This is a genomic window from Gallaecimonas zhanjiangensis, from assembly GCF_057624825.1.
Genome location: NZ_CM172603.1, coordinates 122,977 through 147,125 on the forward strand (window position 1 = coordinate 122,977; position 24,149 = coordinate 147,125).

The window sequence follows — 24,149 nt, forward strand, 5'->3', positions numbered from 1 at the left end:
AAGCCCGGCATTGCCGGGCTTTTTTATAAGCCGCCGGTGCTGGCCTGGGGCTGGGCTACCGGCAGGGTGAGCACCATAACGGTGCCGTTGGGGCTGGTGCTGGCGATATCGAGGGTGCCGCCATGCACCTGGGCAATAGAGCGGCAAATGGCCAGGCCCATGCCCAGGCCGCTGTCTTTGGTGGTGAAAAAGGGATTGAAGATCTGGTCGCGGTCAGCGGCGGTAATGCCGCTGCCGTTATCTTCAATGGTCAGTACCACGAAGTTGTCACGGCGGCTGGAGGTGATACGCAGGTGCCGGTTGCCGGGCTCTGTCTCAGTCATGGCGTCCAGGGCGTTTGTCACCAGGTTCAAGACCACTTGTTGCAACTGGGTACTGTCAGCCAGCACCAGCTCTTTGGCATTGAGCTGCGTTTCTATATCGGCGGCCGAGTCGGTCAGTTCGGCGCTCAGTACCCCCAGTACTGCTTCTACCACCTGGTCGAATTCAAGCAGGCTGAGCTGCTCTGGCGCTTGGCGGGCGAGGGTGCGCACGGCTCTGACAATATCACCGGCCCGCAGGCCTGCCGACTCAATGGCCTGTAGGTTAGTGGCCACCTCGTCCATATTGGGGGGCGTGAGTTTCAGCCAGCGGCTGGCTGCCGCAGCATTGGCCACCATGGCCAGCAGCGGTTGGTTTATCTCGTGAGCCAAAGAGGCGGCAAAGCCCCCCAACACCCGCAGGTGAGAGGTATGGATAAGCTCGTGGCGGGCGCTGTTCAGAGCCGACTCTGTTTCCAGCTGCCGGGTACTTCGGCCCAGCAACTCGGCATAGAGGTGGCTTTGGTGCAGGGCAATGGCTGCGTAATCGGCAAACTGCTTTAGGGCGTCCACTTCCGACAAAGCAAAGGCGTGGGTCCGGGAGTTGTTCTCGAGGTAGAGCACGGCCACGGTGCTGCCTTGCGCTTTTAACGGCAAACAGAGCAAGGAGTGGACCGGGTGCTGCTCCAAACTGCTGGTGTGCAGTTCGGTGGCCTCGGCAATGGCGTTGTCGAACACCACGGTTTTACCGGTTTGCGCCGCCAGGGCCACGATGGAGAGCGGCGCATGCTGGTTGGTAAGGGGCGTTGCATCTTGATAAAGCTGCACTTTATTGCCCGCCAGGCTGGCGCTCGCGGTCAGTTGCAACTGCTGTTGCTGCACGCAGATAAAGAGCACGGTTTGGGCCGAGCTGAGTGCCAGAGCGTCTTCGAGCACCTTTTCAATCAGCAACTGGCGGCCGGCGCTGTGGCTGATGTCGCGCAGGGGTTTTAGCGCCAGTTCGGTTTGGGGGGCCAGCTCGGCCCCAAACTCGGCGCCGAGCTGCTTGACCTTGGCATGTGCTCCCCAGTCCCGGTATGCCGCTAGGGCCTTTTGCAGGTAATTGCCGGCCACTTCTTGCAGGTGGCAGGCGCTGGCGCAGCGGGCCGCCAACTCGTAGGCCAGGGCATTTTCATGGATGAGGCTCGCTGCCTGGGCGGCGCGAGCAGAGCCTTCATAGGCGGCTAGGGCAGCAATGCTGTCGCCGGCCATCAGCGCCAACTCGGCATCAAGCAGCAACACTTTGTTGTTGAAGGTAAAGGGGTTGCGCTGTGCGTAACTGGCCAGCACGGCGCGGCACTCCAATGCATGGCGCGCGGCTTGTGGGTGGCGACTTTGAATATGACAAAGCGCACTGAACAGGTACCAGTCGGCCAGTTGGATGTGCGCCGGAGTTGCCCAGCGCCACTCTTTGGCTTCGGCCAGCGCCGCCATGGCGGCGCCCAGGTCGCGAAACAAAAAGGCTGCCATCCCTTCAAAGAGTTGCCGCCAAAACAGCAGCGGCGACAGGGTGCTTTGGCCAGCGGTTTTAATGATGTGGCCAGGCTTAAAGCCATCCTGGGCAATGGCACAGGCATAGGCCCGCTGGGTATTGAGGATATCCTCAACATCCCGGTAGCCCACCTGCCTGGCAATAAGCAGGCCCCGGCCAATTTCATCTTGCACCAGTTGCAGGTGCTCGCCAGCCACCATCATGTTGCCAGCCACATGGTTACAGGCGTAGCAGGCCATAGATAGGTCGCCACTGGTTTTGCCAAAGGCAAAGGCCTCGCGGGCTTGCTCTAAGGCGTAGCTGAGCGGCAGCGTCCAGGCACTCACCTGGTCAAGCGCGATCAACACCGCCGTTTTTGAGCTGAGAAAATGGTGCTTGTCGATTAACTGCTTCGCTGCCTGCGCCAGGCTCAAGCCGTCGCGAACCGCGTCGTGACGGCTGGCGATGGAGACCCCAAACCAGGCCAGGGCATGGCACGACGCATCGGTCAGGCCATGCTTGAGGGTCAGCTCCACCATTTTGGCCAGGTGCAAAAACATCAGGCCGTCATTGGCGAAGAACGATGAGTGCAGGGTTGCCAGCAGCCCCATGGCGGTTTCAGTGGCTGGGTCTTTCAGTAGCGGCAGCGCCAGCAGGCCGTCCGGCCCCAGGGCGTTTATCTTGGCCATGACCGACTGGTAGGTCTGGTCCAGTAGTTGCGGGCTGGGCTGGCGAGGCAAGTCGATATGCAGCTGCTTGAGGCCGTCCAGGGTTATCTCGGTGGCTTCCTCATAACGGCCTCGCAGGGTCATCATGCTGGCTTTGAAGGCGATGGCTTGGGCCAGCTGCTGGGGGCTGGCCGAGCTGTTGATGAGCGATTCAATGGCCAGGGCGGTGCTGTCGGCGCCAGCATCGTCCAGCAAGCCTTCGCAGCGCAGCGCTTCAATCTCCCAAAGCTGCGCCGGGTTGTAACCGGCGCTTTTGCTAAAGGCCGTGGCTGCGTCCAAATACAGCCGGGCACTGTCCAGCACACCGATTTTGCGGGCCAGGGTAGCAGCGGTTTTCAGTACCTGGATAAAACGCTCGGCATCAATGGGGCTTACCGGTAGCTGCGCCGATTTGGCCAGCTGCCCGGCCAACAGCAGCAGGTTGTCCCGCGATTTGTTGTAATTGAGCGCCAGCATGGCGATGGCAATGCGCCGGTGCAGGGCCTGGCGTTCTGTTGCCGACAGCAGCCGGTAGGCGGCGTCTTGCACGGTGTCGTGGCAGAAATTCCAGTTACAGGCGTCCCGGTATAAAAGGGACTGCGCCAGGGCCGCATTCAAGGCCGGGCCTAGCTCCTGCTCGGGCAGGTTGGCGCACTTGCTGAGCAAAGGCCCCTCGACGGTGGCGCCAATACCGGCTGCCAGTTTCAGCAGCTCACGGGTTTGCTCTGGCAGCTGATTAATCTTGTCGCGAAGTAGCCTTTTTAAGTCGTCACTGCTGGGCAGCGGGTGCTGGCCCTCTTCGCCAAGGCTTTTTATCCGCTCCAGCAGCAAGCCAACATAAAAAGGGTTGCCGCCGGTTTCTTGAAAGATGCGCGTTGATAACTGTGGTTGGTTGTGGCCGGGGAGCGAATGGGCAAGCCAGGTCTGTACCGCGCTTTGCGTCAGGCCAGCCAGTTGCAGGTGGGTGACCTTCAATGCGCCCTGGTGCACCTTGTTTAGCACCTGGCTCAGGGCGCCGGCATCAAGCTCGGTGCGGTAGGTGCCGATCAGCAAAATATCCTGCTGGGCGCCAAGGGCAAAAGCGGGCAGCAGGGTCAGGGAACCTTGGTCGAGCCATTGCAAGTCGTCCAGTACCACCACCAGCGGGTGCCCGGGAGAGGAGAGTTGCTCAAAGCAGCCCAAAAACCGCTGGTGCAGGTTGCTCTGAGCCTGGGCCGAAGACAAGGTGGCGGTGGGCACCAGCTCGCGGCCAAAGTGCTCGTCGTAGGGCAACACGGTGAACTCATTAAAGCCCTTGTTAAAAAGCTCCTGCTGAGTGGCATGGGCTTGGGGGCCGGTCACTGAGCGCAGCGCTTTGGCAAGGCTGGAGTAGGGCACTTTGAACTGGCTTTGGTCCGCCTTGGCGATGGCGGCCGAGTAACTAGGGTGGCGGTTCAGGAATGCTTTGGCCAAGGCTGTTTTGCCAACACCGGCGGTGCCAGAAATGAGCACTATCTCGCAGTAGCCGGTACGGGCTACGCGGTTATAGGCTTGCTCTATTTGTGCAAGCTCGCTATCCCTGCCAAGGAGCTGACTGATTGCCATGGCTGTGACCTTTCGCCCAGTATTGGCGGGCGTCTTTTCGGTGGCTGCTGCAAGGGCCCAAAGCCGTCAGGCCAAGAGCAAAATGGAGGCTTGGAGCCTCGTAGGTAAAGCCTTTTAATAACAGATCCGTAGGTAAATTAATAATATACCGAAGTATGGTTTGGGCTTATTAAGAGCCCTGGCGGGTTTGCCTGCGCTTACCCGCGCCACAAGCGATACGCCAACACCAACGCCGGCAGCAGCATGGCGCCAAAGCCCATGAGCAGCTGCGAACCCGCCCCAAGGGCGCAGCCTAAGGCAAAGCCTGCGATCAGCAAGGCCATGGCGCGAGTGGTGGTGGGTGCCGGGCTTTGTGGTTCATCTGGGCCCAAACGCAAGCGGCGCACAGCCTCAATGGCAACGGAGGTCACGTTGCCGGTCATCACTGTAAACGGCGGCCCCAGCCGGGTGTCCATGCGGTGGGTGGCGTTAAGCACGCCCATGGCCACTACCAGCACCATGGCAAGCCAGGCGTCCCATTGGCCGGGCCACAAGGCGCCAGCACCCACGGCGGCAACCAATATGGCGGTAAGCCACAGCAATACCGGGGTTTGGCGCTCTTTGGGAATAAACCCCGCGATCACCGCCGCCAGCCCTGCCGAGACCAAAAACACCGGAAACGCCAACATCTTCAATAAATCCCCTGCGCCAAGGCCGTGGTCCGCTCCAAGGGCCACGAAGCTCGCCCCAAGCAACACGAAGTTACCGGTGATGTGGGCGACAAACAGCCCTTTCATATGCACAAAGGCCACCGTATCGGCGTAGCCGGAGAGAAACGCCAGGTTCACCGATAGCGAAGGGCCAAACAGAACGCGGCTCATCAAATGCCCCCCTTTTTCAGACGGCGCACCGACCAGCAGCGAATAAACGCCGAGGCGAAAAAGCCGGTGCACATTGAAGGGGCAGTCTGTGGCGTTAGCGACAATGCGTCTACCAAACCACTGGCAATTCAGTGTTGAAAGACCGCAACGAAAAAACCCGGCATTGCCGGGCTTTTCAGAATAAACAAAGGCAAAAGCGCTTATTCGATGTTTTGGATCTGCTCGCGCATCTGCTCAATCAACACTTTAAGTTCGACCGAGCTGGCGGTGATATCACTGTTGATGGACTTAGAGCCCAGGGTGTTCGCCTCGCGGTTGAACTCCTGCATCATAAAGTCCAGGCGGCGGCCGATGGCGCCTTTGGTCTTGAGGATTTTGCGGGTTTCTTTGACATGAGACTCGAGGCGGTCAAGCTCTTCGGCCACGTCAACGCGGCTGGCCAGCATCACCATTTCCTGTTCGAGGCGGGCAGGGTCCAGCTCCACCTTGGCTTCTTCAAAGCGGCTTTGCATGCGCTCGCGCTGCCAGGCCAGTACCTCCGGCATTTTTTCGCGCACTTTGGCTACTTCTGCCAGCACGCCGTCGAGGCGGGCTTCGATCAGGGCTTTGAGGTTTTCCCCTTCGCGGCCACGGGCGGCGATAAAGTCTTCCAGGCCTTCGTCAAAGGCGGCCAGCAGCGCTTCGCTGATGGCGTCGAGATCGGCTTCCGGGGCGTTCATCACGCCGGGCCAGCGCAGCACGTCCAGCACGTTGATTTGCGCTTGGGGCGCCTTGGCGGCCAGTTCGCTGGCGCGGGCCATCAGCATCTCGGCCAGGGCGCTGTTAAAGGCCAGGGCGTTGGCGTCGGCGGTGGCGGCGTCAAAGCGCAGCTGGATTTCCACTTTGCCGCGGTTCAGTTTGGCGCGCAGTTTTTCGCGGATGACAGGGTCAAAGCTTCGGAAGGATTCGGGCAGGCGCAGGTAGGCCTCGAGGTAGCGCTGGTTTACCGAGCGAATTTCCCAGGAGGCGGTGCCCCAATCGGCCCGGACATCTTTACGGGCAAAGGCGGTCATGCTGTAAGTCATAAGGGCTGTCCTTATTGGTTTGGGCCCAGTATACCCACAGAGGCCCTTGCCGTGAAAACCGCTTCTGTGGCGGCGCTCACCTTGTGGCCCCTGGCCGTGGCCGCAGATGGCCGCTTCCCCTATAATGGCGCCACCTCGGACCCACAGGATTATCCATGCGACACAGCGGCAGAACCCCCAGCCAGACCCGTCAGGTCACCCTTACCCGCAACTTCACAGCCCATGCCGAAGGCTCGGTGCTGGTAGCTTTTGGTAACACCAAGGTGCTGTGCACCGCCTCTGTGGTGGATGGCGCGCCCCGTTGGCTCAAAGGCAAGGGCCAAGGCTGGGTGACCGCCGAATACGGCATGCTGCCTCGCTCCACCCACACTCGCAACGACCGGGAAGCGGCTCGTGGCAAGCAGTCTGGCCGCACCATGGAAATTCAGCGCCTTATTGCCCGCAGCCTGCGCGCAGCGGTGGATCTGACCAAACTGGGCGATGTCACCATCACCGTGGACTGCGACGTGATCCAGGCCGACGGCGGCACCCGCACCGCGGCCATTACCGGCGGCTGCGTGGCGCTGTTTGACGCCCTTAACTGGATGGTTGAGCAGAAGAAGGTCAAGGAAAACCCCTTCAAGCAGATGGTGGCGGCGCTGTCGGTGGGTATTGTCGCGGGAGACGCGGTGTGTGACCTCGACTACATCGAAGACTCCAGCGCACAAACCGATATGAACGTGGTGATGACCGAAGATGGCCGCATGATTGAAGTGCAGGGCACCGCCGAGGCCGAGCCCTTTAGCCGCCAGGAACTGAACGCCATGCTGGATTTGGCCGACAGCGGCATTCGCGATCTCTTTGCCGCCCAGCGCGCTGCGCTGGCTTGATTGTATTGACGGGGCATTGGCCCCGTTTTTTATAGGACAAACCCCATGAAAGCCTATCAAAAAGCCTTTATCGAATTTGCCATCGAACGCCAGGTGCTGCGCTTTGGCAGCTTTACCCTCAAATCTGGCCGCCAGAGCCCGTATTTCTTCAACGCCGGCCTCTTTAACACCGGCCGCGATCTGGCCAAACTGGGCCGCTTTTATGCCGACGCCCTGGTGGATTCCGGCATCGCCTTCGACCTGCTGTTCGGCCCGGCTTACAAGGGTATTCCCATCGCCACCACCACCGCTGTGGCCCTCAATGACCACCACGACAAAGACTACCCCTACTGCTTTAACCGCAAAGAGAAAAAAGACCACGGCGAAGGCGGCAGCCTGGTAGGTAGCCCCCTTAAAGGCCGGGTCATGCTGGTGGACGATGTGATCACCGCCGGTACCGCCATTCGCGAGTCCATGGAGATCATCCAAGCCGAAGGCGCCGAGCTTGCCGGGGTGCTGATTGCCCTGGACCGCCAAGAGAAGGGCAAAGGCGAGCTGTCGGCTATTCAGGAAGTGGAGCGCGATTTCGGCTGCGCCGTGGTGAGCATCATCACCCTGGCCGACCTCATCAGCTACCTGGAGCAAAAGCCGGAGCTGGCAGAATCTTTACAAGCGGTACGGAACTATCGCCAGCAGTACGGCGTCTAACCCGGCGTTGCAAGTAAACACGGATGTTTAGGCGTTACGCCTTTTTCAATTGTCTGCAAGGACTATGGCCAGATGTAATGTCTGGCCTTTCTTTTATCTACACCCCGCTAACACCCGCGCCGGTGGATTTTGCATTGAAATGAGAATGTTTTTCATTTAAATTCTTCCGCCATTGTGGTTTCAACCCGGGCTGGAAATGAAGTCTTTTGCCTTGCTCCCCCTGGCGGCCTTTGCGGCGGCCTACACCCTGCCGGTACTGGCAGCGACCGATGACGCCAACAACAGCGACATAGAACGCATCACCGTCAAGGGGCGGGCCCAGTCCATGTACCGCATTGACGACGGCTCGGTGGCCATGAAAACCGCCACTCCCCTGGAGCGCACCCCGCAGTCGGTGCAAATCCTGCCGCTGTCCTTGATTGAAGATCAGGCCGCCACCGAGGTGACCGACCTCTACCGCTCTATCAGCGGGGTGAGCCAATACAACTACGCCTCGGTGACCTTCAGGGGCTTTCGCCAAAATGACGTGCGCTACGACGGTGTGCGGGGCGACCCTTATGGCGATGTTTCCACGCCGCAGCTTTTTAATATCCAGCAGGTGCAGGTGCTCAAAGGCCCCAGCGGCGCCCTCTATGGCGCCGGCGACCCGGGCGGCCTGATTAACTACGTCACCAAAAAGCCCGGCTACCAGAGCGATAACCGCATCAAGCTCACCGCCGGTAACGACGATTTTGTCAGTGGCAGCCTGGAGCTCTCAGGCCCCTTGACCCAAGCCGCCGACCAGCGCTATCGCCTCGGGCTCTATCAGGACCACGAAAACCCCTACCGCTGGAATACCGACAACCGCCGCCGCATCATCGATACCGGCTATGCCATCGATCTGAGTGATGCCAGCACCCTGACTCTGCAACTGACCGACGTGCGCCAAAACGAAGCGGGCGCCCGGCTCCGCGGCATTCCGGCCGACAGCCAGGGTAACTTCCTGGCCAGCATGCGCTGGAACGCCAACGAGAAGTCCGATTTTCTGCGCTTAACTGCCACCGTGTACCAGGCAAGGCTCGACCACGATTTTAACGACTGGCTGTCGGCCGACGTAACGGTGCGTTATTTCGATAACACCGAGCGCCAGAAGTACCATGAGCCGGCCAGCGCCGACGACACCAACGGCGATGGCCTGGCCGACTACACCGAGCGCCAGTACCGCGACCAAACCCGCGACACCAAGGCCGGCTCGGTTACCGCCAACCTGGTGGCCGAACTGGGCGCCCATACCCTGCTTTTGGGGGGCGATTTTTCCCATCAAAAAGAAGATTTTTACTACCAGCGGGCCCGTACTGCCGATGGCGTAGTGGGGCTCAGTTACAGCAACCCCCAATACGGAGTGACCGACCCGGCCAGTTACCGGATGCGGCTAATAACCGATTCTGACACCACCGCCGAGCGTTACGGCTTTTACCTGCAGGACCAGTGGCGTATCACCCAAGCCTGGGATATTACCGGCAGCGCCCGCCTGGACGGCTTTGACGACAAGGTGCTGGACAACATCGCCGGCGGCGAAGAGCACTATAACGACACCGGTTTTTCCTACCGTTTGGGCAGCACCTATAAAATCAACGAGCACTTACACCCCTATGTAAGCTGGTCTACCGGCTTTACCCCTCAGGATGTCTCAAGCCAGCTGGCCAGCAATGGCGGGCCTTTCGACCCGGAAGAGAGCAAGCAAGCCGAGCTTGGGCTGCGCAGCTACTGGTTTGATAGCGCCATCAACCTCAACCTGGCGGCCTACCATATCGAGCGCAAAAACATCCTGCAGACCGACCCGGACGACACCGACCGGCAAATTGCCCTGGGGAAGGTGCGCAGCCAGGGTGTGGAAGTGGATTTATTGGGGGATCTCAGCGAAAACTGGGTGATCAACGCCAACTACGCCTACAACGACGCGGTGGTAAAAGACGCCACCAGCGGTATCAGCCGTTCGGTGGGCAAGCGTTTTGCCAATGCTCCGCGCCATCAGTTCGGGCTCTGGACCCGCTATGACATCTCCGCCTTGGATTCGGCCATCGCCTTTGGCGCTGACTATGTGTCCGAGCAGTTCGACCAGGACGGCAACCGCATCAAGCCCTACACCGTGTTTGATGCCTCCTGGCAAACCCAGTGGCAGGCCTGGCAGTTCCAGCTCAATGTCAAAAACCTCTTTGACAAGGCCTATGCGGTAAGCGGCCTTTTAGGGCGCACCGGCCAGTTCCCCGGCGAGCGGCGCCGGGTATACGCCTCGGCCAGTTACCGGTTCTAATAAAAAAGGCGCCTTTCGGCGCCTTTTTTATTGGGGTGCGGCTTAGTGGTAGCCGCCCATGCCGGCCATACCTGCCAAGAGGGTCATGCCGCCAAGCAGCATAAACAGCACGGTGATCGCCAAACCAATCAACATGGTCACCCCCATCAGGGTGAAGTAGGTCTTGAGCTTGGCCAAGGCATCGGCGAAGGCTTCGGCCGAGCCGCTGCGCTCGGCCGCTTCAATGGCGGAGCTGGCCTGCATCAGCAGTACCCCCATCCATATCGGCAGCCAGGCCCACAGCAGGCCCACCAGGGTAATGGCTTGCAAGGCGCCGGTGATGATGCCCATCACGCCGACAAACTTCATCCAGCCTTTGGCCTGGAACAGGGGGCTGGACAGCTTTTGCACCAGGCTTTGCTGTTCGGTTTCCATAACGATCTCTCCTTGGTTGGTGGTGGCTTCCCTGGCAAAAAACTCAGAGCAGCTGTTGTTCGATAAGCTGCCACTGGGCATTAAAGCCGTCAGTGGGCTTGTGTTTAAAGCCCGAGCGCACGAACTGGCCAATGCGGCCCTCGGTAAAGGCCAGCAGCAGGTTGGCCAGCACGCTTTCGTCGACGCTAAAGGCTTTGCCTTCGCGCAGGCGGCGCTCACGCAATACCTGCTTGAGCTGGGTTTCGAGCTTTTGGAACAGCAGTTCGATGCGGTCGCGCAGCCTTTCTTGCTCGCCCTGCAAGGCGTCGCCGTTGATGATACGGGTCAGGCCGGGGTTCTTCTCGGCAAACACCAGCAGCAAGTGCAGCATGTGGTGGATGCGGGTCAGGGTGTCTTTTTCGTCGCGCAAAATCAGGTTGATGCGGGACAGCAAGGACTCTTCGATAAAGTCGATGAGGCCTTCAAACATCCGGGCCTTGGAGGGGAAATGGCGATACAGGGCGGCTTCGGACACCCCGACCTGGGCGGCCAGTTTAGCAGTGGTGATCCGTTGTCCTGCTTGGGTTTCCAGCATCTGTGCCAGACTTTGCAGGATCTGCTCCCGGCGGCTGGTTTTGGCGTTGGCCATGGTACTACTTCCCTGCAAAATGAAACGGGGCCTCCAGTGCGAGACCCCAAGAAGTAGGCATAGTTTATCTTGTGTTCAGGATGGAAAAAAGCGCCTGTCAGTGCCGCCCGGAGTGTCCGAAGCCCCCTTCACCGCGTTCGGTTGCCTGGAACTCTTCCACCACCTCAAATTGCGCCTGCACTACCGGTAACAACACCAGCTGGGCAATGCGCTCACCGGGGGCGATGGTGAAGCTGTCGTTGCCGCGGTTCCACACCGACACCATCAGTTGGCCTTGGTAGTCGGAATCAATCAGGCCCACCAGGTTACCCAGCACGATGCCGTGTTTATGGCCAAGGCCGCTGCGGGGCAGGATGGTGGCGCACAGGTTCGGGTCTTGAATGTAAATGGCAAGGCCGGTGGGAATGAGGGTGGTCTGGCCTGGGGCCAGCTCGATGGCGGCGTCGATAACGGCGCGCAAGTCGAGGCCAGCCGAGCCTTCGGTAGCGTAAGCGGGCAGGGGGAATTCGGTGCCGACCCGGGGGTCGAGGATCTTCAGTTGGATAGCGTGTTTCATCAGTGCTCGCTCAGTCGGTTGGCCAGGATTGCCAGCAATTGCTCGGCCAGTTTGGCCTTGGAAGCCTGGGGCAATACCTGGGTCTGGTCTTTGCTGATCAGGGTCAGCTGGTTGTCGTCAGTGCCGAAGGCCAGGCCGTTGCCCACGGCGTTGGCGGCGATAAGGTCAAGGCCCTTGCGTGCCAGTTTGCTTTTGGCGTACTGCTCCACATCGCGGGTCTCGGCGGCAAAGCCCACCACCAGGGCCGGGCGCGCCGCCATGGCGGCCACGTCGCTGATGATGTCGGGGTTTTTAACCATCTCCACCGACAGGGTGTCGCCGTCTTTTTTGATTTTGTGCTCGCCGACTGCCACCGGCCGGTAATCGGCCACGGCCGCGCAGCCGATGAAAATATCGCAGCCGCCGGCAAGTTCAAGGGCCGCGGCGTGCATCTCAAGGGCCGAGCCCACGTCGGTGCGCTTTACGCCCGCCGGGGTAGCCAGCGCCACCGGGCCGCTGATGAGCGCCACCTCGGCGCCCATGGCGGCGGCGGCGGCGGCAATGGCAAAGCCCATCTTGCCGGAGCTGTGGTTGGAGAGATAACGCACTGGGTCCAGCGGCTCGCGGGTAGGGCCGGCGGTCAGCACCAGGCGCTTGCCAGCCAGGGGCTTGGGCCCGAACAGCCCTTCAACCTCAGCCACCAGTTCCAGCGGCTCTTTCATGCGCCCTGGGCCCACATCGCCGCAGGCCTGCTCGCCACCATTGGGGCCCCAGATGTGCACGCCGCGGCGCTTGAGGGTAGCCAGGTTTTCCTGAGTCGCTACCGCTTTGTACATCTGCTGGTTCATGGCCGGCGCCACCGCCAACGGAGCGCTGGAGGCCAAAATCAGGGTAGTGAGCAGGTCGTCGGCGAGGCCGGCGCTGATGCGGGCCAGCAGGCTGGCGGTGGCCGGGGCCACCAGAATCAAATCGGCCCAGCGGGCCAGCTCGATATGGCTCATAGCCGCTTCGGCAGAAGGGTCGAGCAGGCTGTCGCCCACCGGGTTACCCGACAGCGCCTGCAGGGTCAGCGGGGTGATGAACTCCTTGGCGGAATCGGTCATCACCACCCGCACGTCGGCGCCGCGCTCTTTGAGGCGGCGCACCAAGTCGGCGCTTTTATAGGCGGCAATGCCGCCGCTGATGCCCAGCAATATGCGTTTTGTCGAAAGACTCATGATTGGCAGGTCCTGCTCGCTAAGGCCGCTACGATAGCACATTTCCCGCCCCGCCTGACTAAGCTTCAGCTTGAGTGTTGTCGGCCGTTACAGGTTAAAACAGCAGTGCAACCTTGGGGGAGGAAACTGCATGAAAGGCCTTTCAGTCAAAGCGCGCATGATATTGCTGGCGGTGATGCCGGTGTTGTTGGTGTCGTTGGTGGTCAACGGCATGTTGTGGTTCAAAGAGAGCGGCTCGCTGCGCCAGAGCGTGGCCCAGATGCGCCAGCAAATGATGGCCCAGCACCAGGCTCAGCTCACCAGTTATATCCGCCTGGCGCTCACCGCCATCGACGATCTGTATAAGCAAGACACGCCCCAAAGTAAGGAAGAAGCCAAAAAAGTGCTGCGGGGGCTGCGCTACCAGGATGACGGCTACTACTACGTTTACGACGAAAAAGGCGTGAACGTGGTGCACGGTGCCAACCCGGCCCTGGAAGGCAAGGACCTGCTGGCCATGAAAGACAAAATGGGCAATACCGTTATCCAGGACATCCTGGCCGCCGCCAAGAGCGGTGACGGCTTTACCCGTTTTTATTGGAACAAACCCTCCAAGGGGAGCGAAGAGCCCAAGCTGGCCCTGGCCAAGGCCCTGCCCAAATGGGGCTGGGTGCTGGGCACCGGTTTTTATATTGACGATGTAGACGAGCAGGTCGCCGCTTTCTCCGCCGCAGAAAAGGCCAAGCTGCATGCGCTGATGGCCTTTGTGGTGCTGGGCAGCCTGGCATTGGTGGTAGTGGCGGCGTTGCTGGCGCTGCTGGCAGCCAGCCGCATCAACACCCCGTTGCAGCATCTGCTGACCGGCCTTAATGACATATCCGAAGGGGAAGGGGACCTGACCCGCCGCCTGGCGGTGGAAGGGCGCGACGAGCTGGGCCAGGTGGCCCAGGCCTTTAACCGCTTTGTCAGCCGCATCCAACAATCCATCAGCGAAGTGGCCGGGGTGTCCGGCAAACTGGGTAGCAGCGCCGATGTGATTGAGCGCCAGGCGCAGGACCACCAGCAGCAGATGCAGCGCCATCGCCAGCAAACCGAGCAGGTGGTGGCGGCAGTGACCGAGATGAGCGCCACCGCCCAGGAAGTGGCGGCCAGTGCCAGCCGCGCCGCCGACGCTACCGCCAATGCCGAGCACGAATCGGCCACCGCCACCCAGGTGGTGCAGGGGGCCATTGCCAGCATCGACGAACTGGTGCGAGACGTAGAACAAGCCGGGCGGGTGATCACCGAGCTGGATAAGGAAACCGACAAAATCTCCCAGGTGGTGGCAGCCATTTCCGCCATCGCCGAACAAACCAACCTGCTGGCCCTTAACGCCGCCATCGAGGCGGCCAGGGCCGGTGAGCAAGGCCGGGGTTTTGCGGTGGTGGCCGACGAGGTGCGTGGCCTGGCGGCGCGCACCCAGCAAAGCACCGGCGAGATAAGCCTGATGCTCGGCAACCTGCAAAGTGGCGTCAAACGGGCGGTGGAGGCGGTAGAGACTGGCCAACAGCGCAGCCAGGTGACGGTAGAAGAGGCCAGCCGGGTGGTCAGTACCCTCAACGTGGTGGCCATGGCGGTGGGCACCATCAACGAGATGAACATGCAAATTGCCAGCGCCGCCGAGGAGCAAAACGCCGTGTCTGAGGAGATTAACCGCAATCTGTCGGCTATCTCCGACATCGTCGAGCACTTGGCCCAAGGCGCCCATGAGGCGCAAAGCACCGGCGCCGAGCTGGCCGGAGCCAGCCAGTCGCTGAGCAGGTTGCTGGGGCAATTTCGCATTTAACGGCTAACACCCATGGGTCAAGGAGGACTACATGGCGATTCGAGATTGGCCCGAGGCCGAGCGCCCCCGGGAAAAGCTGCTCAGTAAAGGCGCCGGTGCGCTGAGCGACGCCGAACTGCTGGCCATCTTCTTGCGAGTGGGGGTGGCCGGCAAAGACGCCGTTACCCTGGCCCGTGAGCTGCTGGGCCACTTTGGCAGCCTGCGCAGCCTTATCAATGCCGACGCTGGCCTTTTTTGCCAAGCCCCTGGCATGGGCCCGGCCAAATTTGCCCAGTTGCAGGCAGCAGTGGAGCTGAGCCGCCGCTTTTTAGGGGAAAAGCTCAGCCGCGAGGCGGTGCTGAGCTGCCCCGATGATGTGCGCCGCTACCTTATCAGCCGGCTGCGAGACCAACCCCGGGAGGTGTTCTGCCTGCTGCTATTGGACGCCCAGCACCGAGTCATCAAACTCCACGAGCTTTTCTTTGGCACCCTCGATGGCGCCGCCGTTTATCCGCGGGAAGTGGTAAAAGCAGTGCTGGCCGCTAATGCCGCCGCGGTGATTTTGGTGCATAATCACCCGTCCGGCATCGCCGAGCCCAGCCGGGCCGACAGGCAACTGACCGAACGCCTGGGGGCCGCCCTGGGGCTGGTGGAAGTGCGGGTGCTGGACCACTTAGTGATAGGGGATGGCGAGGCGATTTCCTTTGCGGAGCGAGGATGGCTGTGATCGTTGTTGATCTTGGCGGGACTTTTCTGTATAAATTGCGCCCTCTCTGCGCCTGAGGCGACGGCCTCGAGGTGATAATCGCTCGAGCTGATGTTTTTGGAGATTAATTACAATGTCCCGAGTATGCCAAGTAACCGGCAAGGGTCCGGTTGTGGGTAACAACGTTTCCCACGCTAACAACAAGACCCGCCGCCGTTTTCTGCCTAACCTGCAAACCCACCGTTTTTGGGTAGCCAGCGAAAACCGTTTCGTTAAGCTGCGTCTGTCCACCAAGGGTATGCGTATTATCGACAAGAAGGGCATCGACGCCGTACTGGCTGACCTGCGTGCCCGCGGTGAGAAGATCTAAGGGGATAAACCATGGCAAAAGGTATTCGTGAGAAGATCAAGCTGGTTTCCTCTGCTGGCACCGGTCACTTCTACACCACCGACAAGAACAAGCGCAACATGCCGGAAAAGATGGAAATCAAAAAGTTTGATCCGGTTGTTCGTCAGCACGTTCTCTACAAAGAAGCCAAAATCAAATAAGATTTGCTTCCTTGCGAAAAAGCCCGGCTCAAGCCGGGCTTTTTTGTGCCCGCAATTTAGCGAGTGCCCAAAGCGCCATTTTCGCCACCGCCGATAGCGGCGATCTCTGCATTGAATTTGTGATGTTATAACGTGTAAGGTTGTGGCCACCTTTTTGCCAGCCCAACAGACCCGACCATGACCCATGCCCTGCCCGATGTCTCCCTTAGCGAATCGCCACTAAACGCCAGTGCCCTGGAATGGGTGGGGATGGAGGGCATCGATTTACCCATTACCCTGGCCGAGCCCGGCTACCGGCGCCAGCTCCATGCCAAGGTCGATATGCAGGTGGACTTGCCCGAGCCCGGCATCAAGGGCATTCACATGTCCCGGCTGTACCGATTGCTGGAACCCTTGGCCAATGGCCGGGCACTGCTGCCCGGGCGCCTTCGCCAACTACTGCGCGCCATGGTGGCCAGCCATGGCGATTGCCACAGCCGCCATGCCCGGGTGCGGCTGCACTTTTCGCTGCTGGTGCGCCGTGCCGCGCTGAAAAGCGACGGGCTATCGGGGTGGAAGGCCTACCCGGTGGTGATTGACGCCAGCCTGGTTGGTGGCCAAGTGGCCCTTACTGGCCAGGTAACGGTGGCCTACTCCTCAACTTGCCCCTGCTCGGCGGCGCTGGCGCGCCAACTGCAAGAGCAGGGTTTTCTAGCGGCCTTTGCCGGCCAAGGGTTGCTGGCACCACAAACGGTTGCCGCCTGGCTACGCCAGCACGGCACCCTCGCTACCCCACACAGCCAGCGGAGCCTCGCCGAAGTGTCGGTTAGCCATAACAGCGGCGCCGGTCATTTTGGGCTGCTGGGACTTATCGACACCATCGAGCAGGCCCTGGCGACGCCGGTGCAAACCGCCGTCAAACGGGCCGACGAACAAGCCTTTGCCGCCCTTAATGGCCAGAACCTGATGTTTGTGGAAGACGCCGCCCGGCGTTTGCAAGGGGCGTTGGCGCATTACCCGGAGGCCAAAATCAAGGTGCGCCATATGGAAAGCCTGCACCCCCATGACGCGGTGGCTTGGAGCGGCAGCCAACCCCAACAAGAGTAATCAGCGATGATCCGCAAGAACCCCCGCGGCGACCAGCCGCAGATCCACCCCAGTGCTTTTGTCGACCCTACCGCCATTCTGTGCGGTAAGGTCATTGTTGAAGAAAACGTCTTTATCGGCCCCTATGCGGTGATCCGCGCCGATGAACTGGACAGTGAAGGGCATATTGAGCCCATCATCATCGGTGCCCATTCCAACATCCAGGACGGCGTGGTGATCCATTCCAAGTCAGGGGCGGCAGTTACCGTAGGGCAACACAGTTCCATCGCCCATCGCGCCATAGTGCATGGCCCCTGCACTGTTGGTAACGACGTTTTTATCGGTTTTAACAGCGTGCTGTTCAACTGCTCCATTGGTGACGGTTGTGTGGTGCGTTACAACGCCGTAGTCGATGGCTGCACCCTGCCTTCCGGCTTTTACGTGCGCTCCACCGAGCGGGTCGGCGTCCACACCGACTTGGCGTCCTTGCCGCAGGTACCGGTTGATGCCAGTGCGTTTTCCGAAGATGTGGCCCGCACCAACAACCAGTTGGTGACAGGTTACAAGCAATTGCAGAACGAGTTCTAGGTGATGGCCGGATCCACCGTAGCGCAGCGCCGGGCTGATCTGCTGATCAGCGGTGCCACCGCAGTCACGCCAAACGGTCTCGAAACGCTGGATATTGCCTGCCTTGATGGGCGCATTGTCGCCCTGGGCGATCTGGGCGATCTGGGCGATCTGGGCGATCTGGGCGGTCGCTGGCAAGGCGACAGCCATATCCGGGCCAGGGGCCTGCATGTGCTGCCGGGGGTCATTGACAGCCAAGTGCATTTTCGCGAACCGGGCCTGACCCACAAAGAAACCCTGGAAGCCGGGACCCGCGGTGCCGTTTTGGGCGGTGTGACCGGTGTTTTTGAAATGCCCAATACCCAGCCATTGACCCTGACCGCGGCCGATTTGCAGGCCAAGTTGGCAAGGGCCCAGGACCGGGCTTGGTGTGATTATGCCTTTTACATCGGTGGCAGTGCTGCCAACGCCACTGAGTTGGCAACGCTGGAAAACCTGCCCGGCTGCGCTGGGGTCAAGGTGTTCATGGGCAGTTCCTTCGGCGACTTGCTAGCCGACGATGATGCCGTGCTGCGCCGCATTCTGGGTTACGGCCGGCGGCGGCTGGCGGTCCATGCCGAAGATGAGGCCAGGCTACGGGAACGCCAGGCACTGGCGGCCGGGGACGTGGGTCTGCATCCGCTGTGGCGGGATGTGGAAAGTGCGTTGCGGGCTACGCGCCGGATCCTGGCCATTGCCGGTGAAACCGGCCGGCGGCTGCATCTGTTGCATGTGTCCACGGCTGAGGAGATGGCGTTGTTGGCTCATCATAAGGAACGGGTGACGGTGGAAGTCACCCCTCACCATCTGACCCTGGTTGCCCCGGAATGCTACCAGCGGTTGGGCAGCTTGGCGCAGATGAACCCACCGGTGCGGGAACGGCGCCATCAGGAGGCGCTGTGGCAGGCGATTCAAGACGGTGTGGTCGACGTGATTGGCAGTGATCATGCGCCCCACACTCTGGCCGAAAAAGCCCGCCCCTACCCACAATCCCCCAGCGGTATGACCGGGGTACAGACCCTGCTGCCGGTGATGCTGGACCATGTTAACGCCGGCCGGCTGAACCTGCCGCGGCTGGTGGATCTCACCAGCAGTGGTCCGGCCCGGGTTTTCGGCCTGGCCGGCAAGGGCCGCATCGCCCTGGGGTACGACGCCGACCTGACCCTGGTAGACTTGGCTGCCAGACGTACCATCAGCAATAGCTGGATCGCCAGCATCAGCGGCTGGACGCCCTATGACGGCATGACCGTGACCGGCTGGCCTATCCACACCGTGGTGCGCGGCCAAGTGGTGATGCGTGACGAAACCCTGCTCGGGCAGCCCCTGGGCCAGCCACTGCGCTTCCTAGAAAATTGAGCGGCGACTGACAAACCACCCTGGCCCCGGCTATGCTAGGCGCCGACCAAGGAGGTTTGCATGTCCCGTATTCTTTATGAGCTGGCTGGCGCCAATCCGCAGCGCCGTTTCAGCCCTTACTGCTGGCGCATTCACCTGGCGCTGTGGCTTAAAGGGGTGAGCTTTGATGCCCGCGCCTGGCGTTATAACGACAAACCGCTGATCGCAGCCTCCGGCCAAGGCAAGGTGCCGGTGTTGTTTGATGGCGAGCAAGTGCTGTGGGAATCCTGGGATATTGCCTGTTACTTGGAGGCTCACTACCCAGAGGGGCCGTCGCTGTTCCCGGAAGGCCAAGCCCAGGCCAAAACCTTTATGGAGCGCTGCGACAAGGTGTTCAATGTCGCCATTCGCTGGTTTTTGCTGCCGGCCATCTACCCGCTGCTGACCCCGGGCGACCAGCGCTATTTTCGCGCCACCCGCGAGGCGCAGATCGGCATGGCCCTGGAAGCGTGCTCGCAAAAGGCCGACCAGGCTGCTTTTAACGCAGTGCTGGCACAGTTTGCCGAGGAGCTGGGCGATAAGCCGTTTTTTGCCGGTAACGAACCCGGTTACAGCGATTTGAGCCTGCTGGGCTCGATGCTGTGGGGCGCCGCCACCTGGCCTGTTGATTTCCTGGCTGATGAGCCCCGTCTTAACAGCTGGCGCGCCCGGCTGGCGGCCCGCTTCCCCGGGCTTGGCGACTATTGCTTCTGTTATCCGCTGTAAGGAACCTTGATGCCGGAATTACCGGAAGTTGAAACCACCCGCCGCGGTGTCTCTCCCTTTTTGCTGGGCCAGCGTATTGCCCGTATCGAAGTGCGCCAGCGCGGCCTGCGCTGGCCGGTACCGGAGGCGCTGGCGCTGCTGGAAGGCCAGGTTATTGAAAAGGTCAGCCGCCGTGCCAAGTATCTCTTAATCGAAACCGCCATGGGCAGCGCCCTCGTACACCTGGGCATGAGCGGAGCGCTGCGTATCCTCACTGAAGCCCAGGCGCCCGGTAAGCACGACCACGTGGATTTGGTGCTGGCCGGTGGCCAGGTGATGCGCTACACCGATCCGCGCCGCTTTGGCGCCTGGCTCTATGTGCCCCCCGGCGAGCAGCATCAACTGCTTGGCAAGCTGGGGCCGGAGCCGCTTACCGAGGCCTTTGACGGCCAGCGCCTGTTTGAGCTCAGCCGCAAGCGGCAGATCCCGGTCAAAACCTTCATCATGGATAACGCCGTGGTGGTGGGGGTGGGCAACATCTACGCCAACGAAGCGCTGTTTATGGCCGGTATCGACCCGCGCCGCCCGGCCGGCAATGTCAGCCAGGAGCGCTACCTGAAGCTCGCCGAAGCTATCAAGGCAGTGCTGGCCCGGGCCATCGAGCAGGGCGGCACCACCTTGAAGGATTTCACTGCCGCCGACGGCAAGCCCGGCTACTTTGCCCAGGAGCTCAAGGTCTATGGCCGCAAGGGACTGCCTTGCCCGGCCTGCGGCGCAGAGCTTAGGGAAGTGCGCATTGGTGGACGCAGCACGGTATACTGCGCCCTTTGTCAGCGCTGAATTGTGGAGTGATGGTGCTATGGCGCGGTATTTGATTGCAGGGGCAGGCCTTGCCGGGGCGGTACTGGCCCGGGAGCTGGCCGAAGGCGGAGCCGAAGTGGTGGTGAGGGATGAGCGCCCCCATGTGGCCGGTAACTGCCACACCGAGCGTGACGCTGAAACCGGGGTCATGGTGCACCGCTACGGGCCCCACATCTTCAACACCAACAGCGATGAAGCCTGGCAATACGTTAACCGCTTCACGCCGTTTCGGCCCTTTATCAACAGGGTCAAGGCGGTCACCCACAAAGGGGTGTTCAGCCTGCCGGTGAACCTGCATACCATCAACCAGTTCTTTGGCGAGGCGTTCAGCCCGGCCGAGGCCCGCACTTTTGTCGAAGGCCTGGGGGACGACATTGCCGAGCCGGCCAACTTCGAAGAACAAGGCCGCAAGCTGCTGGGCTCGGCGCTGTATGAAACCTTCTTTGACGGCTACACCCGCAAGCAGTGGGGCTGCGAGCCCAGCGAGCTGCCGGCCTCGGTGCTAAAACGCCTGCCGGTGCGCTTCAACTACGACGACAACTACTACAACGCTCGCTACCAGGGCATCCCCGAGGCAGGCTATACCGCCATGGTGGAGGCCATTTTGGACCACCCCGGCATTAAGGTAGAGCTGGGCCAGGCCGTAGCACCGGGGGACGGCGCGGGCTTTGACCACCTGTTCTGGAGCGGCCCGCTGGACCAGTACTTCGGTTGCCAGCTGGGCAAGCTCGGGTATCGCACCGTCTACTGGACCGAACAGCGTTTCGATGGCGACGCCCTGGGCAACGCTGTGCTCAACTACCCGGATATGAGCGTGCCCTTTACCCGCAAGCACGAGCACAAGCACTTCACCCCCTGGGAACAGCACGACAAGACCATCGTCTTTACCGAGTTCAGCAAGGCCACTGAGGATGGCGACATCCCCTACTACCCGGTCAGCCGCCCGGCCGACAAAGCCCTGTTCGGGCAATATGCGGCGCTGGCCAAGCAAACCGCCGGGGTGTCCTTTATCGGCCGGCTGGGCTCGTATCGCTACCTCAATATGGATTTGGTGATCCTCGAAACCCTGGCCTTTGCCCGGGCCTTCAAGGCCGACCCCGGCCTGACTTTCCCCCCCGCCGTTGAGGAGATGCTGGCGCAATGAAAAACCTGGTGATCTGTTGTGTCGGGGACGGCTCCTTGCATCCCCAGTGGCTGGAAGGCCAAAAGGACTTTGATTTGTTCCTGATTTACTTTGGTGACCAGTCGGGTCTCTACCGGGAGCAATGCCAGCATTATGCCGAGGCAAAGGGCAGCAAGTGGCAGCTGCTGAGCAGCCAGATCGCGGCCAATTGGGATTGGATCAAAGAGTACGACGCCATCTGGTTGCCCGATGACGACATCAAAACCGATGCCGCCAACATCAACCGCATCTTTGCCCTGTTCCACCAGTATCAGCTGAAGCTGGCTCAGCCAGCGCTGACCCAGGACAGCTACATCAGCCTCAAGATCACCCGCCAGCGGGATTGGGCCCAGCTGCGCTTTACCAATTACGTTGAAGTGATGGTGCCGGTGATGACCAGCGACACCCTGGAGATGTTGCTGCCCACCTTTACCCTCAACAAGACCGGTTGGGGCGTGGATTACTACTGGAACAAGCTGGTGCGTGAGCGCGGCTGGGGCCCGCTTGGCATTATCGATGCCGCGGCGGTCACCCACACCCGGCCGGTCAATCCCGAAGGCGGCTACTACCAGGCCATGGGTATCAGCCCAGGCCAGGAGCGGGACGAGATCATGCGCCGCTACAAGCTCAGTAAGAAAAAGCGCCATTACGGCGCTGTGATGGAGCTGGCGGGTCGGGCAGTCAAACTGCGTTGGCTGCCCTACATCTTCTGATCAGAACCGCTTTTGGATCGACAGGGTGGCGCTTTGGATGTCGAAGTAGACATCTTGCCGCCCTGCCGGGTCGCTAGGCTCCTTGTCGCGGGCCAGCTTGTCGGCCTTGCGAAAATCCAGCCCTATCGACCAGCCTTGGTAGGGCAGTTTGTAGCTGACACCGGCCCCGTAGTAATAGCCATAGGCCGGGCGGGTGTCAGACAAGCGGGCGCCCCCCAAAAAGCCGTGCACCTCGAAGCTGTCACCCAGCGGATAGTGATAATCCAGGGCCCGCAGCCCCAAAAGGTTGCGGCCGTTGCTGCGGTCCCAATCCAGGGCCACGCCAAAAAGGCCATTGCCGGCCGGGCGATAGACGCCAGCCATCAGGTGCGGGGTAACCTCGCTGCTGCGGTTAAAAGGCTCCATGGTGGGCGAGCCCAAATCCACCTTCTCGCGGCTGAAATTGGCCCCCACTTCGGTCATAACCGTGGTGGCGGAGGCCTCAAAGGTCATCAGGCCAGCCAGGGCCAAAAATGCGATTTTCTTCATTGTCGATTCCTTACCAACGGATATAGCCGCTCAGCATGGCGGAGCTGTCGCCAAAGACGTCGCGTTGCACTGTCACTTCACCGCCCACCATGTAGCGGCGCCAAACCGTTGAATAGGCGGCGCTTAGCTGCTGGAAGCGGCTGTAATCGATGCTGGAGTAGCCCTGGTTTTGCAGGGTGCGGTATTTAAAGCGCCACATGTCGGTGGCAGAAGGGGTCCAGCCGAGGATCAGGGTATGGGCTTGGGCGCCGACGCCGTCGCCAAACTGGCGCTCGGTGGCGCCCCAGTGACCGATGATCACCCCTTTATTGCTAAGACCATCCTGGTAGATGTGATGCACATACCAGCTGTTCTGCCACTCAGAAAACTCGTAGGTGAGATCCCAGTTGTCGGCGATACGAGGGATATAAAGCCCGCCAGACAGCGAGACATTACCCAGGCGCCAGTTTGTGGCATGGGAGGTGTCTTCGCCAGCGTACTCGAAATAGAGGTTAAAGGGGGTGTCGCCGTCAAAGTGGAACTGGGTGGTAACAGACGCCGCCTGGTTACCGAATTCGGTGTCCTCGTTGACCCCCTGGCCGGTGTTGTCGTTGCCGGTGGGGTTAAAAAACGCCTTGCCGATATCACTCAGGGAGTCGCCGCCACGGGCGCCACCGCCAAACTGCATGATGCGGTTAAAGCCGATGGACCAGCCGTCCAGAGGCTCCATGGACAGGTGCAGCCCGGTTATCTTCGGCTTGCCGGCGGTGTAGCCACCTTGGTAGGCGATGTGGCTGCTGTATGACATCTCCCCCACGAAGAATTCGTAGCGGATATTGAAATCGGTCAGTGGCCGGGTGTTGGACAAGGTGATGCCCGGCATGTTCTCGGCCTGGGTCGACAACAACATAGCGCTGTCGTGCATCGGCGAGTACCAGTGCGAGCGGTAGCCGATATCGAGCTGGGCCCAGTCAAAACCCAGAGACAGCATGGTGTCCACCGGCTGGGCGTTGTCTTCAGTGAACTGGCCGCCGACGGTGACGATGCCGTAGTCGGAGAACTGCCAATAGCCGCTGACATCCACCCGCAGGTTATCGTCAGAGCTCAGGCCGCGCTGGTTTGGGTCCAGGGTTTTACCGTCGCCGGAGTCGACCCGGGCAGTCAGGCTGGCCTGGGTCAGCGACAGCCGCTGTTTGTAGCGCTCCAAAAAGCGTTTGATCTGGCCGCAAAGGGCCTGGTCCTTACCACAAATGGCTGGCAGGGCGTCTTGCACCTCGGCGGCGCTATAGGGTTTTTTCAGAGGCGCGCGGCCGGCAATGGCCATGGCCCGCTCCACCTGGTGCTCCAGCTCGGGGTACTGGTTGAGGGGCAAATAGGGGCTGACACCCTTGGCGGCGGCAGCGGTGCTGACCAGCACCAGTGAGGCCAGGGCGCTAAGGCGTAACAACATG

General features: G+C 60.8%; 23 protein-coding genes. 14 read left to right on the forward strand and 9 right to left on the reverse strand.

Annotated features, from left to right (window positions below; translation table 11 throughout):
* Positions 1–23 precede the first annotated feature (23 nt).
* The 3 genes from AC22G1_RS00550 to AC22G1_RS00560 all read right to left on the reverse strand — a co-directional run bounded on the left by AC22G1_RS00550 (position 24) and on the right by AC22G1_RS00560 (position 6,024).
* The gene (locus AC22G1_RS00550; protein WP_487315076.1) at positions 24–4,100 is read right to left on the reverse strand and encodes a trifunctional serine/threonine-protein kinase/ATP-binding protein/sensor histidine kinase; all 4,077 of its coding nucleotides are present in this window, start codon (positions 4,098–4,100) and stop codon (positions 24–26) included.
* Between the two features lie 197 nt (positions 4,101–4,297).
* Positions 4,298–4,960, reverse strand: a complete 663-nt coding sequence (locus tag AC22G1_RS00555; protein WP_487315077.1) for a YoaK family protein — start codon at positions 4,958–4,960, stop codon at positions 4,298–4,300.
* Positions 4,961–5,160: 200 nt separating this feature from the next.
* Positions 5,161–6,024 carry a YicC/YloC family endoribonuclease gene (locus tag AC22G1_RS00560; RefSeq protein WP_487315078.1) on the reverse strand — a complete coding sequence of 288 codons (864 nt, stop codon included), beginning with the start codon at positions 6,022–6,024 and terminating at the stop codon, positions 5,161–5,163.
* 155 nt (positions 6,025–6,179) lie between these two features.
* Between AC22G1_RS00560 and rph the strand changes: the two genes are divergently transcribed.
* The 3 genes from rph (at position 6,180) to AC22G1_RS00575 (ending at position 9,873) form a co-directional block, all read left to right on the forward strand.
* Positions 6,180–6,893, forward strand: a complete 714-nt coding sequence (rph, locus tag AC22G1_RS00565; protein WP_487315079.1) for a ribonuclease PH — start codon at positions 6,180–6,182, stop codon at positions 6,891–6,893.
* 45 nt (positions 6,894–6,938) lie between these two features.
* Positions 6,939–7,580 (forward strand): orotate phosphoribosyltransferase, encoded by a 642-nt coding sequence (pyrE, locus tag AC22G1_RS00570; protein ID WP_487315080.1) that lies wholly within the window; start codon positions 6,939–6,941, stop codon positions 7,578–7,580.
* Between the two features lie 196 nt (positions 7,581–7,776).
* Positions 7,777–9,873: a TonB-dependent siderophore receptor gene (locus AC22G1_RS00575; protein ID WP_487315081.1), complete on the forward strand. Its 2,097-nt coding sequence runs from the start codon at positions 7,777–7,779 to the stop codon at positions 9,871–9,873.
* Between the two features lie 42 nt (positions 9,874–9,915).
* Here the strand turns inward: AC22G1_RS00575 and AC22G1_RS00580 are convergent, their stop codons facing one another.
* From AC22G1_RS00580 to coaBC, 4 genes are all read right to left on the reverse strand, one after another.
* Positions 9,916–10,287 (reverse strand): DUF5362 domain-containing protein, encoded by a 372-nt coding sequence (locus AC22G1_RS00580; RefSeq protein WP_487315082.1) that lies wholly within the window; start codon positions 10,285–10,287, stop codon positions 9,916–9,918.
* Between the two features lie 43 nt (positions 10,288–10,330).
* A complete protein-coding gene (gene slmA, locus AC22G1_RS00585; RefSeq protein WP_050658905.1) occupies positions 10,331–10,915 on the reverse strand; it encodes a nucleoid occlusion factor SlmA in 585 nt (194 codons plus the stop codon).
* A 97-nt stretch (positions 10,916–11,012) separates the two neighbouring features.
* Positions 11,013–11,471, reverse strand: a complete 459-nt coding sequence (gene dut, locus AC22G1_RS00590; protein WP_487315083.1) for a dUTP diphosphatase — start codon at positions 11,469–11,471, stop codon at positions 11,013–11,015.
* A complete protein-coding gene (gene coaBC / locus AC22G1_RS00595; protein WP_487316675.1) occupies positions 11,471–12,670 on the reverse strand; it encodes a bifunctional phosphopantothenoylcysteine decarboxylase/phosphopantothenate--cysteine ligase CoaBC in 1,200 nt (399 codons plus the stop codon). The genes dut and coaBC overlap by 1 nt, the downstream gene beginning before the upstream one ends.
* A gap of 127 nt (positions 12,671–12,797) precedes the next feature.
* Between coaBC and AC22G1_RS00600 the strand changes: the two genes are divergently transcribed.
* The 11 genes from AC22G1_RS00600 to AC22G1_RS00650 all read left to right on the forward strand — a co-directional run bounded on the left by AC22G1_RS00600 (position 12,798) and on the right by AC22G1_RS00650 (position 22,191).
* Positions 12,798–14,471 carry a methyl-accepting chemotaxis protein gene (locus AC22G1_RS00600; protein WP_487315084.1) on the forward strand — a complete coding sequence of 558 codons (1,674 nt, stop codon included), beginning with the start codon at positions 12,798–12,800 and terminating at the stop codon, positions 14,469–14,471.
* Between the two features lie 31 nt (positions 14,472–14,502).
* Positions 14,503–15,177, forward strand: coding sequence for a RadC family protein (gene radC / locus AC22G1_RS00605; protein ID WP_050658902.1), 675 nt, complete (start codon positions 14,503–14,505; stop codon positions 15,175–15,177).
* Between the two features lie 112 nt (positions 15,178–15,289).
* A complete protein-coding gene (rpmB, locus tag AC22G1_RS00610; RefSeq protein ID WP_008482453.1) occupies positions 15,290–15,526 on the forward strand; it encodes a 50S ribosomal protein L28 in 237 nt (78 codons plus the stop codon).
* Positions 15,527–15,537: 11 nt separating this feature from the next.
* On the forward strand, positions 15,538–15,705 hold the full coding sequence (gene rpmG, locus AC22G1_RS00615) for a 50S ribosomal protein L33 (RefSeq protein WP_050658901.1): 168 nt from the start codon (positions 15,538–15,540) through the stop codon (positions 15,703–15,705).
* A 177-nt stretch (positions 15,706–15,882) separates the two neighbouring features.
* Complete coding sequence (gene folE2, locus AC22G1_RS00620; RefSeq protein ID WP_487315085.1) at positions 15,883–16,791, forward strand: GTP cyclohydrolase FolE2; 909 nt, start codon at positions 15,883–15,885, stop codon at positions 16,789–16,791.
* Between the two features lie 6 nt (positions 16,792–16,797).
* Positions 16,798–17,358, forward strand: coding sequence for a gamma carbonic anhydrase family protein (locus AC22G1_RS00625; RefSeq protein WP_487315086.1), 561 nt, complete (start codon positions 16,798–16,800; stop codon positions 17,356–17,358).
* Between the two features lie 3 nt (positions 17,359–17,361).
* On the forward strand, positions 17,362–18,732 hold the full coding sequence (locus AC22G1_RS00630) for a dihydroorotase (protein ID WP_487315087.1): 1,371 nt from the start codon (positions 17,362–17,364) through the stop codon (positions 18,730–18,732).
* Positions 18,733–18,792: 60 nt separating this feature from the next.
* Positions 18,793–19,476 (forward strand): glutathione S-transferase family protein, encoded by a 684-nt coding sequence (locus AC22G1_RS00635; protein ID WP_487315088.1) that lies wholly within the window; start codon positions 18,793–18,795, stop codon positions 19,474–19,476.
* Positions 19,477–19,485: 9 nt separating this feature from the next.
* Entirely contained in the window at positions 19,486–20,295 is an 810-nt protein-coding gene (gene mutM / locus AC22G1_RS00640; RefSeq protein ID WP_487315089.1) for a bifunctional DNA-formamidopyrimidine glycosylase/DNA-(apurinic or apyrimidinic site) lyase, read from the forward strand.
* A gap of 19 nt (positions 20,296–20,314) precedes the next feature.
* Positions 20,315–21,460 (forward strand): UDP-galactopyranose/dTDP-fucopyranose mutase family protein, encoded by a 1,146-nt coding sequence (locus AC22G1_RS00645; protein ID WP_487315090.1) that lies wholly within the window; start codon positions 20,315–20,317, stop codon positions 21,458–21,460.
* Positions 21,457–22,191, forward strand: a complete 735-nt coding sequence (locus AC22G1_RS00650; protein ID WP_487315091.1) for a DUF707 domain-containing protein — start codon at positions 21,457–21,459, stop codon at positions 22,189–22,191. Before AC22G1_RS00645 ends, AC22G1_RS00650 begins: the two co-directional genes overlap by 4 nt.
* On the opposite strand, the gene AC22G1_RS00655 is transcribed toward AC22G1_RS00650, so the two are convergent.
* The gene (locus AC22G1_RS00655) at positions 22,192–22,719 is read right to left on the reverse strand and encodes a hypothetical protein (RefSeq protein ID WP_487315092.1); all 528 of its coding nucleotides are present in this window, start codon (positions 22,717–22,719) and stop codon (positions 22,192–22,194) included.
* Positions 22,720–22,729: 10 nt separating this feature from the next.
* Positions 22,730–24,148 carry a capsule assembly Wzi family protein gene (locus AC22G1_RS00660; RefSeq protein WP_487315093.1) on the reverse strand — a complete coding sequence of 473 codons (1,419 nt, stop codon included), beginning with the start codon at positions 24,146–24,148 and terminating at the stop codon, positions 22,730–22,732.
* Between the last annotated feature and the right edge of the window lies 1 nt (position 24,149).

Excerpts from the sequence above, each read along its gene's own strand:
- rph (WP_487315079.1), top strand. The coding sequence starts at position 6,180 with ATGCGACACAGCGGCAGAACCCCCAGCCAGACCCGTCAGGTCACCCTT.
- AC22G1_RS00560 (WP_487315078.1), bottom strand. The coding sequence starts at position 6,024 with ATGACTTACAGCATGACCGCCTTTGCCCGTAAAGATGTCCGGGCCGAT.
- AC22G1_RS00625 (WP_487315086.1), top strand. The coding sequence starts at position 16,798 with ATGATCCGCAAGAACCCCCGCGGCGACCAGCCGCAGATCCACCCCAGT.
- AC22G1_RS00580 (WP_487315082.1), bottom strand. The coding sequence starts at position 10,287 with ATGGAAACCGAACAGCAAAGCCTGGTGCAAAAGCTGTCCAGCCCCCTG.
- pyrE (WP_487315080.1), top strand. The coding sequence starts at position 6,939 with ATGAAAGCCTATCAAAAAGCCTTTATCGAATTTGCCATCGAACGCCAG.
- AC22G1_RS00650 (WP_487315091.1), top strand. The coding sequence starts at position 21,457 with ATGAAAAACCTGGTGATCTGTTGTGTCGGGGACGGCTCCTTGCATCCC.
- AC22G1_RS00550 (WP_487315076.1), bottom strand. The coding sequence starts at position 4,100 with ATGGCAATCAGTCAGCTCCTTGGCAGGGATAGCGAGCTTGCACAAATA.
- AC22G1_RS00635 (WP_487315088.1), top strand. The coding sequence starts at position 18,793 with ATGTCCCGTATTCTTTATGAGCTGGCTGGCGCCAATCCGCAGCGCCGT.
- AC22G1_RS00575 (WP_487315081.1), top strand. The coding sequence starts at position 7,777 with ATGAAGTCTTTTGCCTTGCTCCCCCTGGCGGCCTTTGCGGCGGCCTAC.
- AC22G1_RS00660 (WP_487315093.1), bottom strand. The coding sequence starts at position 24,148 with ATGTTGTTACGCCTTAGCGCCCTGGCCTCACTGGTGCTGGTCAGCACC.
- folE2 (WP_487315085.1), top strand. The coding sequence starts at position 15,883 with ATGACCCATGCCCTGCCCGATGTCTCCCTTAGCGAATCGCCACTAAAC.
- radC (WP_050658902.1), top strand. The coding sequence starts at position 14,503 with ATGGCGATTCGAGATTGGCCCGAGGCCGAGCGCCCCCGGGAAAAGCTG.
- dut (WP_487315083.1), bottom strand. The coding sequence starts at position 11,471 with ATGAAACACGCTATCCAACTGAAGATCCTCGACCCCCGGGTCGGCACC.
- rpmG (WP_050658901.1), top strand. The coding sequence starts at position 15,538 with ATGGCAAAAGGTATTCGTGAGAAGATCAAGCTGGTTTCCTCTGCTGGC.
- AC22G1_RS00555 (WP_487315077.1), bottom strand. The coding sequence starts at position 4,960 with ATGAGCCGCGTTCTGTTTGGCCCTTCGCTATCGGTGAACCTGGCGTTT.
- AC22G1_RS00645 (WP_487315090.1), top strand. The coding sequence starts at position 20,315 with ATGGCGCGGTATTTGATTGCAGGGGCAGGCCTTGCCGGGGCGGTACTG.
- rpmB (WP_008482453.1), top strand. The coding sequence starts at position 15,290 with ATGTCCCGAGTATGCCAAGTAACCGGCAAGGGTCCGGTTGTGGGTAAC.
- slmA (WP_050658905.1), bottom strand. The coding sequence starts at position 10,915 with ATGGCCAACGCCAAAACCAGCCGCCGGGAGCAGATCCTGCAAAGTCTG.
- AC22G1_RS00600 (WP_487315084.1), top strand. The coding sequence starts at position 12,798 with ATGAAAGGCCTTTCAGTCAAAGCGCGCATGATATTGCTGGCGGTGATG.
- mutM (WP_487315089.1), top strand. The coding sequence starts at position 19,486 with ATGCCGGAATTACCGGAAGTTGAAACCACCCGCCGCGGTGTCTCTCCC.
- AC22G1_RS00630 (WP_487315087.1), top strand. The coding sequence starts at position 17,362 with ATGGCCGGATCCACCGTAGCGCAGCGCCGGGCTGATCTGCTGATCAGC.
- AC22G1_RS00655 (WP_487315092.1), bottom strand. The coding sequence starts at position 22,719 with ATGAAGAAAATCGCATTTTTGGCCCTGGCTGGCCTGATGACCTTTGAG.